At 48.3% G+C, this 13,814-nt stretch carries 11 protein-coding genes, 1 tRNA gene and 1 other RNA gene; 7 read left to right on the top strand and 6 right to left on the bottom strand.

The genetic code is table 11. The features are described 5' to 3' along the window. Nucleotides 1–130: 130 nt before the first annotated feature. Genes SGI97_05920 through SGI97_05910 form a run of 3 tightly spaced genes read left to right on the top strand, consistent with a single transcriptional unit; the run spans nucleotide 131 to nucleotide 3,072 of the window. Nucleotides 131–1,036 carry a hypothetical protein gene (locus SGI97_05920; GenBank protein ID MDZ4723421.1) on the top strand — a complete coding sequence of 302 codons (906 nt, stop codon included), beginning with the start codon at nucleotides 131–133 and terminating at the stop codon, nucleotides 1,034–1,036. An 18-nt stretch (nucleotides 1,037–1,054) separates the two neighbouring features. Then, nucleotides 1,055–1,522 carry a large-conductance mechanosensitive channel protein MscL gene (gene mscL / locus SGI97_05915; protein ID MDZ4723420.1) on the top strand — a complete coding sequence of 156 codons (468 nt, stop codon included), beginning with the start codon at nucleotides 1,055–1,057 and terminating at the stop codon, nucleotides 1,520–1,522. A 38-nt stretch (nucleotides 1,523–1,560) separates the two neighbouring features. Continuing rightward, nucleotides 1,561–3,072 carry an alkaline phosphatase D family protein gene (locus SGI97_05910; GenBank protein ID MDZ4723419.1) on the top strand — a complete coding sequence of 504 codons (1,512 nt, stop codon included), beginning with the start codon at nucleotides 1,561–1,563 and terminating at the stop codon, nucleotides 3,070–3,072. Between the two features lie 69 nt (nucleotides 3,073–3,141). Here SGI97_05910 and ffs read toward each other — a convergent pair. From ffs to SGI97_05895, 3 genes are all read right to left on the bottom strand, one after another. Beyond that, nucleotides 3,142–3,406: signal recognition particle sRNA large type (gene ffs / locus SGI97_05905), an RNA gene on the bottom strand. A gap of 332 nt (nucleotides 3,407–3,738) precedes the next feature. Further along, nucleotides 3,739–3,811: transfer RNA gene (locus tag SGI97_05900), tRNA-Ala, on the bottom strand. Nucleotides 3,812–3,871: 60 nt separating this feature from the next. After that, complete coding sequence (locus tag SGI97_05895; GenBank protein ID MDZ4723418.1) at nucleotides 3,872–4,261, bottom strand: hypothetical protein; 390 nt, start codon at nucleotides 4,259–4,261, stop codon at nucleotides 3,872–3,874. 442 nt (nucleotides 4,262–4,703) lie between these two features. On the opposite strand from SGI97_05895, the gene dnaX reads away from it, so the two are divergent. The 4 genes from dnaX to SGI97_05875 are packed head-to-tail and all read left to right on the top strand — an operon-like array spanning nucleotide 4,704 to nucleotide 9,419. Beyond that, nucleotides 4,704–6,398: a DNA polymerase III subunit gamma/tau gene (gene dnaX, locus SGI97_05890; protein MDZ4723417.1), complete on the top strand. Its 1,695-nt coding sequence runs from the start codon at nucleotides 4,704–4,706 to the stop codon at nucleotides 6,396–6,398. Nucleotides 6,399–6,441: 43 nt separating this feature from the next. Then, nucleotides 6,442–6,768, top strand: coding sequence for a YbaB/EbfC family nucleoid-associated protein (locus tag SGI97_05885; GenBank protein ID MDZ4723416.1), 327 nt, complete (start codon nucleotides 6,442–6,444; stop codon nucleotides 6,766–6,768). A gap of 11 nt (nucleotides 6,769–6,779) precedes the next feature. Next, nucleotides 6,780–7,376, top strand: a complete 597-nt coding sequence (gene recR / locus SGI97_05880; GenBank protein ID MDZ4723415.1) for a recombination mediator RecR — start codon at nucleotides 6,780–6,782, stop codon at nucleotides 7,374–7,376. 15 nt (nucleotides 7,377–7,391) lie between these two features. Then, entirely contained in the window at nucleotides 7,392–9,419 is a 2,028-nt protein-coding gene (locus tag SGI97_05875) for a tetratricopeptide repeat protein (GenBank protein MDZ4723414.1), read from the top strand. A gap of 113 nt (nucleotides 9,420–9,532) precedes the next feature. Here SGI97_05875 and sthA read toward each other — a convergent pair whose 3' ends face one another. From sthA to SGI97_05860, 3 genes are all read right to left on the bottom strand, one after another. Continuing rightward, nucleotides 9,533–10,924, bottom strand: coding sequence for a Si-specific NAD(P)(+) transhydrogenase (gene sthA, locus SGI97_05870; GenBank protein MDZ4723413.1), 1,392 nt, complete (start codon nucleotides 10,922–10,924; stop codon nucleotides 9,533–9,535). Between the two features lie 182 nt (nucleotides 10,925–11,106). Beyond that, entirely contained in the window at nucleotides 11,107–12,696 is a 1,590-nt protein-coding gene (locus SGI97_05865) for a hypothetical protein (protein MDZ4723412.1), read from the bottom strand. A gap of 132 nt (nucleotides 12,697–12,828) precedes the next feature. After that, a complete protein-coding gene (locus SGI97_05860) occupies nucleotides 12,829–13,809 on the bottom strand; it encodes a PorV/PorQ family protein (GenBank protein MDZ4723411.1) in 981 nt (326 codons plus the stop codon). Between the last annotated feature and the right edge of the window lie 5 nt (nucleotides 13,810–13,814).

Raw genomic sequence — 13,814 nt, 5'->3', positions numbered from 1 at the left:
TGTCATGCTCCGTTTGGATTCGGGGAGAACGAAGAATATTCTGTTTGACTGGATTTTTAGCCCAGCTATCTTGAAAGTAGAAAACAATGTCGTCACACGTGAAAGTTTTTTTTCGAAAGGATAGCACAGGATGAAAATCCGATTTACTCTTGGCGCGCTATTTTTTTTTACATCGCACACGTTCGCCCAAATTTCTGATAGCGCCAAACAATGGCGGCTCTCAAGCGAAGGCGGACTCACTGCGACTCAGGCCGCATACAGCGATAACTGGGCGGGTGATGAATCGGGTTCGCTGGCATACACGTTTACTTCTAAATCTGAAGCCAGCAAACAGCTGACTCGACGCTTGAACTCGCTTTCGACGCTCAAGCTTTCTTTCGGGCAGACCTATTCCCAAAGGTTCGATGCAACCGGCAATTCATTTTGGGAACGACCGAGAAAGTCAACCGATCTGATCGATTTAGAATCTGTACTCCGCTTCACGTTCGGCGGATATGTCGATCCCTATCTTGCAGGGCGTGTGGAGACGCAGTTCACCGACGCCAGCAATGCGGTTGTCCGCCGTTATCTCAATCCTCTGAAAATAACCGAGTCAGGCGGTATTCTGCGCGTGTTTGTCGATAAACCAAAAGTTCTCGAGTTTCGGAGCCGTTTAGGGTTTGCCATACGTCAAATTATCACCAACGATGTTATCGGGCTTCAGCCAGTGGCAACTGAGAGAACGATCACCGACGATGGCGGTCTTGAGTCTGTCACCGATTTCCTCACCTCTCTCGGTTCAAGCCTGACGTATTCGACCAAGTTGACTCTGTACAAGGCGCTCTTTTTTTCTGAGTCGGATGCCGCGGTAAACGACGATTGGAAAGCGGCCGATGTAAACTGGGAGCACATTATTTCTGCAACAGTCACCAAATTTATCCAGACAAATTTGTATCTTCAGTTGCTCTATGACAAACAAATTGATAACGGTACGAGGATAAAGGAAACAATGGGACTTGGAATTTCGCTCAAATGGGATAATATTAAGAAACAATAGTTTAGATAAGGAACAGGGATGATCAAGGAATTCAAAGATTTTGTGATGCGCGGAAACGTGCTTGATATGGCAGTCGGTATTATCATCGGCGCCGCCTTCGGGACAATTGTGACATCGCTTGTGAGCGATGTTATTATGCCGCCGATAGGTTTGGCTCTTGGAAATGTCGATTTTTCAAACCTCTTCCTTGTCATAAAGCCCGGCCTCACTCCTCCTCCTTACACAACTCCATCTGATGCTACGGCGGCTGGAGCGGTGACTATTAATTACGGCATGTTTATAACCCGGGTGATAAGTTTTCTCATTGTTGCATTTTCTGTATTTATGTTAGTGCGGGCAGCGAATAGAATGATCAAAAAGGAAGTTCCGACTCCGGTGGGGGCTTCCGTTGTAAAAGAATGTACGTATTGCTTGATGACAATCCCAATAAAGGCGGCAAAATGCGGACATTGTGCTTCGGATCTAAGGGCATCCTACACAAATTAAATTGTTTCGGCTTGAAGAACATATTCTCAACGAGTGTCTTGTTATCGGTTTGTCTCAATCTCATTGTCGCGGTAAATTCGGTTACCGCCAGCGATGTTCAGTGGCTCTGGTCGGGCGGTGTGTCCACTTCGGAATTCTCGGTACGGGCGAAGCTGGTTACTGATAATGTTATAACAAGAATTGCAGTTAGTGAAAATGCAAACCTCTCTGCGTCACTCTATTCAACACTTGATACCGCAAATACTGCTGTAAACAATCGAGTTGTGGCGCATACTATATCCGGTCTGGCGGCCAATACGCTTTACTACTATGCCATTGAAAGCAACGGACAGATCGATACATCGAAAATTGGTGTCTGCAAAACATTTCCATCGGGTAATGCCTCTTTTAGTTTTGTCCTCGGGTCATGCTCGTGGACGGGTTCAAACAGCATTGTCTTTGATTCCCTGAGGTTGCGAGAGCCCCTTTTCTTCTGTCATATGGGGGATATGAATTATGAAAATATTGCATCAAACAATCAAGCTCTATTTCGCCAGGCATTCGAGCAGGTTCTTGGAGCGCCGAGACAGGCCGAGCTTTATCGAAATATTCCTATTGCCTATATGTGGGATGATCATGATTTCGGCCCTAACAATTCGGATTCGACGGCGCCAGGACGATTGCCTGCCCGCCTGACGTATCAGGAATATGTACCGCATTATCCATTAGTCTCCGGAACGGGCAATGTGCCGATTTATCAGGCGTTCACGGTTGGAAGAGTCAGGTTTATTTTGTGCGACTCGCGCTCGGCACGGAGTCCCTACCTTGGCGCAGATAACGCGAATAAAACAATGCTTGGTGTTGAGCAAAAAGCATGGTTCAAGCAGGAACTGCTAAAGGCGAAAGATTCTTCTGCTCTGATTGTCTGGGTAAATACTTTGCCATGGATTGGGCTCACAGGCGACGACGGATGGTACGCGTACACAAATGAAAGGGTCGAAATCGCAAATTTTATTGCCGACAACGGAATCAACAATATCTGCATGATTTCCGGCGATGCACATATGCTTGCGATTGATGATGGAACAAACAGTGATTATTCGGCAAGCGGGTGCGCCGCTTTTCCTGTCTTCCATGCGGCCTCTCTTGACCGGACACCCGGCATCAAGGGCGGTCCTTACAGCGAAGGGGCAGTTGGCGGCACCGGACATTTTGGCGTTATGTCTGTTACTGATAACGGCTTTTCAATTCGGGTCGATTGGAGCGGTCGAACGATCCTCGGACAAGAGTTGATGAATTATTCTTTCACCTATCCAGCGGACTGGAGCCAGTCATTCTGCCAATGCTGTGTTGGCGCTGTCGGAAATGTGGATTGTGACGGGGGATCAATTGTCGATGTCGCGGATTTGACTCGGCTGATTGATTTTCTGTTTATCTCGTTAAGTCCGCTCTGCTGCCGGGATGAGGCCAATATTGATGGGGGCTCGGCAGGTTCCTTGGACATATCTGATTTGACTGGACTAATAGATCACTTGTTTATATCGCATGATGCATTGAGCGCCTGTCAGTAACCTCTTTTTTTCGTCTTGCGAATGAATTGAAAAGCCTCGCGGTTAAATGCCGCGAGGCTTTCTATTTTAACGTGCACCCATCTCCGAGCCGCGGTTGAAAAACCTTTCCAACAGCCAACTCAGGCCGGGCAACCCCGCAACACACATGAGAAACATTTTACCGTTGCTACCTTCCGGTCCTGGCGGGGTTCAAGGGCTCATGTTGTACGAGACCCAGCCGTCAACGCCGCTTGTTGGTCGGAGAAGACCAATCGCTAAACCCTCGGATGGGAGTTCGATCCCGGTGGAGCGGGTTCCGGGTTACAGGGCACCGCTAGTTCCCCATCTAGCACGACATTCACGTTTTGTTTGTTTAAGGTAGCGACTACGAGCCATGCTCACAATCGATATTTTCGGGGTGCTTCCATTGGTTTAAAGTGAGAAGGGAGCTAACCTGCGAAGATCTGGTGGAGGACGAGGCTCGCAAGTCCGCAGGAGGTGGAACGTGCACCAGCCGCTCCCAATGTCATTCCAGCGCAGGCCGGAATCCAGGGTAAATAGAGGTACAGGCCATCTTCGGCCTGCACCACATATAAGAACCCACCGTCCGCCGCGGCGGAGTGTGGTACAAGAAATCAAAGCCGACATCTGAAGCGGACATATTCGGACGTATTGGGAAGATTTAACTGGAGCAGGACGGGATCGAACCGTCGGCCTCCACATTGCGAACGTGGCGCTCTCCCAACTGAGCTACTGCCCCATGGTGATCGAGAAAGAAAATAACGAGGAATTACTCTGTTATCAAGTCAAAATTCGTCCATTAAAACAACAGCCCGGCACGGAACAGAAGGGCCGGGCCGAAGCGCACAGTCGATTTACTGCTGAAATCTCGCGGAGCTCCCATGACCACCAACTCGACCATCCATGATGTCTTCTTGTTAAGAAGAAAAACAATTTCCACTCCCGATTTGACAATTAGCAGAGCTGTTGACTCAACATAGACCAGAGTGACAAAACTGACACTTGAGTCGGCGTTTACTCGAGGGACTTTCTCCTGGAAATGCGGCAGACTTCCGATACCAGACGAGAGCACAGGCTTGAAAAGCATTTGTTTGCGCTCGAATTTAATTACCGGTTTAAGGCCAATCGTTAAATCGAAAAATTTTCCGGCGGCTTCAAAGGCGCGGATGTCGTGGATGTCGGCATCCACAGTAACAAATAGACCATGGGAGATAGGAATGTCAAACCAAACGCCCCCGCTAACGGCCGGAATGGTTCTCTCTTTGTCTCCGTTTACGACAAGATTGCCGGGTGAGATAAACCCAAGCCGAACTCCGAATTTGCTTTTTGCGGCAGAGGGATTGTATTCAATGGCACTGGTCGAGCTGGCAAGGCAAAGAGATATAATCAGGAGAACTACGGAGCCTCGATTTTTTGAATTCAGGTGCGCCTCTTGGTCTGGTGTGTGTCATTTTATCCTCAGTAACAGTGACGTGCAGATAATTGAAAATGTCAAGAAAGTTGTAGGACTGGTACGTTCTTCAAAATTAGTCTCCTGCACAGAAACACAGCCATTGCTCGGTAAAACGAATCCAAAATCGTATTGAAAATATGATTCCCCTCTGGCTTTCGAATTGTTATATTGAAAGTCTATGAGTTATTTAGTTTTTGCCCGGAAATACCGGCCTCAATTGTTTTCCGATGTCGTTGCTCAAGACCATGTTACGAAAACACTTAAGAATGCTATCCGCAATAACCGGGTTGGTTCGGCTTATCTCTTTTGCGGACCCAGAGGCACGGGTAAAACAACCTGCGCGAGGATTTTAGCCAAAGCCATAAACTGCGCCAAAGGGGATTCCGATGAGCCGTGCGGAGTTTGTCCGTCCTGCGTCGAGATTACATCAGGAAGTTCACTCGATGTGCTTGAAATCGATGCCGCATCGAATACGGGTGTGGATGATATTCGGACACTTCGCGAAAATGTCCGCTACCTCCCGACATCGGGCAAAAAACGAATATATATTATAGATGAGGTTCACCGTCTTTCCGGCTCGGCTTTTGATGCCCTGCTTAAGACTCTTGAAGAGCCCCCCTCGCATGTTGTATTCATGTTCGCAACAACAGATCCGCTCAAACTGCCAGAGACAATTCTTTCACGAACTCAACGGTTTGATTTTCGGAGGGTGTCAGTCGATGACCTCGCCTCGCACCTGGGTAATATCGCAAAACAAGAAAATGTCACGATAGAACCCGAGGCGCTTCGGTTGCTTGCCCGCAAAGCCGATGGATCGGTTCGGGATTCGCTTTCACTTTTGGATCAGATAGTTGCTTTTTCCGGCAATAAGATAACCGGGCAGGATGTTATTCTCGCGCTTGGCTTGATAGACAAGAGCTTTATCACAGAATTTGTAAAAACTGTTGCCGCTGCCGACCGACGTGGCGCGATTCTGGCCATCAAAACGGTTGTTGAAAGCGGCATTGAGGCCAAGGACTTCCTTGTGGAGTTGCTTGAGCATTTCCGCATTCTGCTTGTCATGAAAAGCGAGGCCGACACCGATTCAGTTTTGTCTCTCAGTCAGTCAGAAGTCGCCGATTACAAATCGCAGGTGGACTATTTTTCCGTCGGGGATTTGTTACGACTTATAAAAATCGGGACCGAAGCGATTGTAGACGCGAAGAGCGGATTGGATGAGCGGTTAGTGCTTGAGATTGCCGCAGTCCGCATGGCTGACCTTGAATCGACCATCCTCCTCGCCGATGTTCTCGATCATCTTAAGGCGAACAGCTCGACTGCTTCTGTCCAGGAAACAAGTACAGAAGGCGGCAAAAGTAAGGAGTCAGGCTCCTCACCGACTTTTTTCGCCCGGGATATAGCGCCAGTGGCAATGCCGGCTCCAATGACCGGCGACCTTGAGAAAGAGCCTATGGTAGCCCCGCATACCCGTATGATGAACCTCGCTCAATTGCAAGCCGGCTGGGAGGGTTTTTTGACAGTACTCAGGAAATCGAGCCCGATGTTGGCGTCGCAGATGAGCATGTCAGAGCCGCGCGAACTGAATGAAAATAAAGTTACGGCTGTCTTCTTTGCAACGGCCGAAGCGTCACTTTCGCTAGTCCGAAAACCCGATAACACGCAGGTCATAACTCGCGCGCTTCGCGATCATTACCGCACGACGTTATCGGTGCACTTTGACATTGATAAACGGCGCGAGGATCCGCGAGAAGTTGAGAGTCGAGGCGGCCAGCCAAAGATAAACGCCGACGAGCTATTGGCTCGCTCTGCGCATTTGCGAATGATAATTGAAAAAGTTGACGGCGAGATAATCGGTATCAAAAAGATCGATTAAACATATAACTGCTAAGCGGTAAAGATAAAGGAGAGATATTAGTATGAGTAAAGGCGGACTTGGAGATATGATGAAGCAGGTGCAGAAGATGCAGGCTAAAATGGCCGAGATGCAAGAACAGCTCGACATCACGCAGGTCGAAGGGACTTCAGGCGGAGGAATGGTCAAAGTCATCACAAATGGCAAGAATGACTTGCTGTCGATAACAATTGATCCGGAAGTAGTCAATAAAGATGACGTAGAAATGCTACAGGATTTGATTTTGGCTGCGGTCAACCAAGCCCGCGCCAAGGCGCAAGAATTGCAATCCGAACAAATGTCCTCAATAACTGGTGGGCTCAACATTCCGGGTTTGAAGCTTCCTTTTTAGGAAATTATTGAATGTTTAATTCTGCAGGTTCCGTAGAGCGATTGGTTAATTGGCTCGCCCGGCTTCCGGGTGTCGGCAGAAAATCGGCAACCCGGCTTGCCTTTCATATTCTCAAAATGCCTACAGAACAAGCCCTTGAATTGGCGAATTTAGTCCGCGAAGTAAAGGACAAGGTCTCCGTCTGTTCGATTTGCTTTAACATCACTGAGACTGAACCATGCCGCATTTGTAGCGACCCCAAACGGCGCAGAGATCTGATTTGTGTGGTAGAAGAGGCCATGGACGCCACTGCGCTCGATAAGGCCGAAGGCTTTAACGGACTGTATCACATTCTCGGCGGACGCCTCTCCCCACTTGATGGTATCGGCCCAGATGATCTCCGTATCCGCGCTCTGCTTGAGCGGCTTGCGGGCGAGGTCAACGAAGTCATTGTCGCGACTAATCCAAATGTCGAAGGTGAAGCGACCGCGACTTATCTTGCCCGTTTGATAAAACCTTTGGGAATAAAAGTAACCCGGATTGCCCGAGGTTTGCCGGTCGGTTCCGATCTTGAATTTGCCGATGCCATGACTCTTTCACGGGCATTGGAAGGAAGACAAGAGTTTTAAGCGGCCCGTCTCATCATGACTCATGACCACAATGGTGTCAATCACACGCTCTATTATTTACTTGCAGCTATAATTCTGAGCTATGTCTTTCTCCAGTTCATGGGAAAGACTCTCTTCCCTGAATCCTGGGCGTTCAATTTTTTTAGTTATCTCCCTGCATGGTATAAGATTTTCTGGCCGGTCGCAATTATTGGCGTTGGTCTGCTTTTCCATTCTGAAAGAGCGCTCGCCTTTTTATTTACCTGCCCGAGACGCATAACAGCATGGATGGTTCTGCTTTTTGCTGTCATAGTTTTTGCAGGATATGATTCCTTTCTGTATGGTGGCGGCAACCTGCGTGTGGCGCAAATTGCCCAGACGAAACAACTTTTACTCAATTGGTATGAGTTCGGTTCGGTTGCTCTGGTATCGGCTCTGTTTCAATTTCACAAGCTGTTTATTTCTGAAGACACAACAGCCGGGGTATGGGCATGGAAAGTTTTTTCGTTCGTAAATATTATCGCGGGCATCATCGGGGGGTTAGCGCTCGTGAGAGCGCTTACGACCAATCCTGCGCGACGCGCGCTATTGATGGCAACACTTCTCTCCGGCGCGGGCGCAGCCATTCTTTTTGGCTTCATGGGAATTGAGACGATTCTCTTTTCACTTTCATTTTGGTTTGCATTTGTGTCATTGAGATTATCTCAAAAATTTTCGTCGAAACGCCTTCTGTTGTTGTGGCTGATAGTTGGCTTAGGCGCTTTTATGCATATCAGCCTATTATATTTACTGCCTGCGGCGCTTTATGTGTCCCTTTCGGCGCCACTGAAACAGAATCAAAAGCCGATTGCGGCTGTTCTTGTTGCTGGGATTAGTATTCCGATATTGTTGTTTGCGGTCTATCGGATTGCGGGTGACTCTTTCTATCTCTCACAGTTTCTGCTTTTTCAAGAAGGAACACCACCAAATACGGATTATGGGATTGTTGATGCGAGAAGGATCCGCGACCTTGCCCAGCTTCTATTTTTACTCGCGCCGCTTCTTCTTCCTCTTGCCATAATCGACCGTCTAAAAGCGCCTTCTCGTCAAATGCGAACTGTCACTGTGGGGTCTTTTTTCATGGCAATTGGCGGCTTGACTCTGCTCTTAATTGTAAATCCCGTCAACTCCGTCGTCTTGGATTTGCCGCGTGTGGCGGCTTTTCTGGTCCCCCTTTCGATTTTGACAACGCTTGTATTTTCTCAGGACGAAGAGGTGAAATATCGTGGAAGACCTCTCCTGCCACTGGCGGCAACTGCTTCGCTCATGCTTCCGCTTGCATTTCTGCCGTCCCTGCTAAGAATCGACCAAGCTGAAAAACCGGTCACCGAATATCTCAAAGCTAATCTGGTTTGGTTCAGAGTCGGCTCGCTTGCGTTTAGAGACGCCTATTTTTATCGCGATGATTTTGAAAAGGCAAACCGCTGGCAGAATGAACTACCGATTGTCTCACCGGATTTTCTGACCTTCCGCGGATGCAATGACCTCATTGCTCATGGTCAGTACAATGACGCCCTCGTGGAACTGTACTTCCTCATAGCCCGGCTCCCGTATTGGACAGAGCCAAGAGCGTTGGCCGCGGTAACTCAGATGAAAATTGGCAAGTTTGCCGCAGCACGAGCGCAAATGGATACCTGTTTGTTGCTTGAGCCAAACCGCAAGGATTTCCTGACCAATGACTATGGCTATTACATGACGACAGGTAAATTCAACGAAGCCGAGCGGTTGATTCATGATATGCTTAAAGTATATCCGACCGATGCCATACTTCGCTCTGATTTGATGAGCATCTATCTTCAGAAGGAAAAGTTCGACGATGCAAATTCACTTGCAAACGAGGTAATAGCCGCCGATTCGCTACAGCCTATGCCATATTATGTCAAAGGAGAATTGGCAGAGCGCGATGGCAGACTTGAGGAAGCCGCGGCACATTTTAGGCGCTTTTTGGAGATCGCGCCTGATCATCCTGATGCAAAAGTTATTTCGCAGCGGCTCAATCGGATCGTGATCGAGCTGAAACAGTAGGTTCGGAGAGTTGACGCACAGGGGGACATTAAGATCACACCGTCCCGACAAATGTCGGGAGTGTGGTACAAGAATCCAGGCAGACATTTCCAAGCTAAAAAAGAACCGTCTGTTTATTGCAGACGCGAGAAACCGTCAAGCGCGGCGACTTTATACGCTTCAGCCAGAGTCGGATAATTGAAAACGGTGTCGATAAAATAATCCAGCGTCCCGCCATGAGTCATCACGGCCTGGCCAATATGGACCAGCTCTGTTGCGCCATCCCCGATTATGTGCACTCCCAGGATTCGCTTGGAATTACGGTCAAAGATAAGCTTGAGCAGGCCATCATGGTCATTGATTATCTGCCCACGAGCCAATTCATAATAACGCGCGACGCCGATCTCATAATCCTGTCCAGCGGCGGCAAGCCCTTCCTCGGTTTCTCCGACCATGCTGACTGCGGGGATGGTGTAGATTCCGTAGGGCATGAGCGTATTGAGGCAAGAAATGTTCTCCTGCTTAAAACAGTGAATGGCCGCAAGTCGGCCTTGATCCATCGACACCGACGCCAGCGAAGGAAAACCTATGACATCGCCGACGGCATAAATACTCGGGACATTTGTCCGATATTTTTCATCTACTTTTATGATGCCTCTTTCGTCCGCTTCAAGGCCAACCGATTCAAGGCCAAGATTATCCGTGTTGCCTCGGCGGCCGGCGGCATAGAGCAGTCGTTCGGATACGATCCGGCGGCCTGTTTTGGTGAGCGTGACAACATGATCGTCTTCGACTTTTATTTCGGAGATAGATTCTCCCATTACCAATGTGACGCCGTATTTGCGCATGAGATAGGTTAGAGCTTCGGAGATTTCATTGTCAAGAAACGAGAGAAGTCTTTTGCGCTGATCGACTATGGTCACTTTTATTCCCAGATGCGAGAATATTGAGGCATACTCGCACCCGATGACCCCCCCGCCGACAATGGTCATTGTCCGCGGGATTACATCAAGCCCAAGGATTGTCTCCGCATCATAGATGTATTGATTATCAAAACAGACTCCTTCAAGCCTATGCGACCGTGTGCCGGTTGAAATTATTATGGCCTCGGCCCGAATTATACGATTTGTGGCGTCGCTGTCAGACACAATGACGGTATGCGGGTCGGTTATCACGCCCACTCCATGTACTACCTCAATTCGATGGCGGGACATGTTCTGCTGAATAACATCGAGCTCCTGTTGTATAACTTGGTCTTTGCGGTACATCAGTTCCTTGATGCTGACATCCGAGCGGACGCCACCCACAAGTCCATAGACAGAGCGCTGACGAAGTCCTGCGACATACATGACTGTCTCACGCAGAGTTTTCGACGGGATAGTTCCAGTATGCAGACACACGCCTCCCTGCACGCTCTGGCTCTCGATGATGGCTGTAGATTTGCGCATCTTCGATGCCTCAATTGCGGCTTTCTCCCCGGCCGGGCCGGAGCCGATAACTACAAGATCAAAATCTGTTACAGACACTCTCTTTATAAACTCCCACGGTCATTCACGGGCAAACACCAATGAGCAACTGATAATGAAGCGACTTGTTCTCCTATTATCGAAGCTTTTCGGAGATGCTTGAGAGGTACAAAAAAGATGAAATAGATAATTGCTGATTCTCGAACGCTTGCCTGATGGCAAGAAACTCGAGGCAGGATAGGCTATTGGGGAAGCGTTTTGAAGTCTTGGGGTGTGGGAATTAATTTCCCAACGAGTACTTTCTTGAATTTGATTGATATGCGGTTTTGGTCTGCCACAAAATATTCGTTGGAAGGAGTTATGCCCCAGATATACTTGGCCACAAGCTGATTCGATCCAAGATCGTATAGTCCGGCTTCATTCTGGTCAACTCGAACGACAAAACGATACCCGGCATAATCAGAGACGCTTCCGAATTGCTGTTCGTAGAGATTGGAGGCCTCGTTTTTGAGGCGGCTGTCACTTGCAAACAGGAAACTTCCCTTGAGGGTCTCGCCAGCTATGCCGACATATTCAAATCCGAGCCATTCCTTGTCCTGCGATACCTGCCAGCCGGAGTCTTTCACGATTGTTTTGCCTTTATTAAGCCGTCCGGGTGAAGCAAAAAGTTGCTTCTGTTTAAGAACATCTGAGAATTTCTCAAAGTCGGCCATAAGTGCAACCCAGTCAGGCATGCCAAGGGCGGTTGTAAATTTCTCCTGTATAGCCGAGATGCTCAAAGAATCTAAGCCATTCTGTTCTCCGGAAAGAATCATATACAGGTCAAGATACTTGACCAATCCGAGCCGTTCTAGAAGATAGGAGGTGAATATCCCGGCTACAGGATAGGCTATATCGGCTCCGGTTGACATGTCGAAGCCTTCCAGAGTCAGAATTGAATCAATTTCTACAAGGTCTTCCTGGTAAAGAAAAATCCCGAGGTCCATGAGCGAACTGGACATCTTTCCCCATCGTCCGCCAAAGTTAACCGCAATTCCCTCACGAATAAACGGAAGCGTCATTAGGGGCAGACGCTTCAATTTAATATTCACAAGTAAATGAACGGCTTCATGATGGTGCGGGAAAGTTGATGAGATAATATCATTTGAAGGGAGATCGGTGACTCCTTTTGTCTGGACACCGGTTATCTCATGGACTGTTGAGTCATCGTTACAATAGAAGAATTCTATCTTTTTCTCTGCGATTAGCGCCTTTTCTTCGGTGGTGAATTTAAGCGAGTCGGCTATTCGATCGACAAAATAGTCGGCCTCTTCCAAAACAACAGGATTAAGGTAGATGGCTACCTGCGGATGGGCGTGAATGCGGAAATATTTGGACTCGTGAATTTCCCAGTCTTTGGCGTAATAATCCTGAGGATATATAATCCAGAACAAACCCCTGTCTTTTTTGGTGAAGTAATAGGTGGTTATGTCACGGCCGTTGACAGGAACGACATACTCGAAACGAAAATATTTCCCCTTTTCAAGCTCATCGAAACGACGAGTCGGGGTCGAAAGGTAGTAGCGCACAGCATCGCTGTTCCGAACTATGATAGAATTGCAATCAATCTTAAATGGAGAGGTGGTATATTCTATGTCAAAACGACTCGATCGTTCCTGACAGGCCTCAGTCCATAGTTGCACTGCTGATTCATAATTTTCGCTGATGACGAGATCAAAATAATCATTGAGTATACCTGCGCCGTTGTGGTCCTGGGCAGTGGCGGAAGAAGTTACAAGCACAGCAACGAGTATGCTCCCTATGGTTAAACGAGCTACTCTGAAAATCTTCATTACCCTTTTGCCTTTGTCTTGGCTGTATATTGTAGGTGTCACTGAGCAAATAATACTGCATTTTACCCCTATTGTCTATACCAAACCAAAAAAAAGCCCCGAGAGCGGGGCTTTTTGCGTTGCTTTTCCTGGCTAAAAAATGAAGCCAATCGAGAATTTTTGCGCCGATTCCAACCGGCCAAAATCCTGCCACGAATAATCAATTGCCAGCTTTGTATCAGTAGTAACTTTGGTGATAAGACCGCCTCCGAGGGAAAGCGCCTCTTCCTCATAATTTATTTTGTATCCGGCGCGAAGGAAGAATTTATCATCAAATCCTATCTCAGTACCGACTGCGCCCTGCTGAAGGTTATCATCGGGATGCTTCAGTTCCGCCGACACGGATGCCATCGCTTTTGAACCCAGAACGATATCATAAGCCAGGCCGACTTTGAAAGCCAGAGGAAGGCTGTACGGGGTCGTCTTGAGCGAGGCATCGACGTTCCCAACCGGAACGGTTAGGGTGGGTCCGCTGAACTGAAGTTGAGGTCCCATGTTGGTGATGCTCATGCCCATTCTGAGCGTTTTGAATCCGGTATAGAGCATTGTCCCAAAATCAAAGGCAATGCCGCTTGAGCGCACCAGATGGATTTTCTCCCCTACATATTTGGCGGTCGCTCCGAAGGCAAACTTAGCGGTCAACTGCCGGGCGAAAGTAAGCCCGACAGCGTACGAGGTCGTGGAGTACATCTGTCCGGTGCCGGTTTGGGCTTCGAAGGTTGTAATTTCCTGATCCGCCCCGGAAAGTACCATCGCTGACACTCCAAAAACGCCCGCATCCTCGAAATTCTTTGCGATCGCGACATAGTTAAGATCGAGGTCTGCGACCCAGTTTACATTTGTGAAACTGACAGCGCCGTTTTCGAGCGAAGCCAGCCCGGCTGGGTTCCAATACAGGGCATAAATATCATTTGCCTGTGCAACTGCGGCTTCGCCCATCGCCTGATAGCGCGAACCGACACCGATCTTAAGAAATTGCGCACCCGCGGATCCAACTTTGGTTTGTTGTTGAGCGGATACGTTTACGGCAGTAAAAACCGCCAGTACAATAAACGAATATTTTGCCAGCTTCACCTTAA

The sequence above is a fragment of the Candidatus Zixiibacteriota bacterium genome, assembly GCA_034439475.1.
Lineage (GTDB): Bacteria > Zixibacteria > MSB-5A5 > GN15 > FEB-12 > JAWXAN01.
Note: the sequence above shows the minus strand (reverse complement) of the source record. Positions and strands in the feature narration are given on the sequence as shown.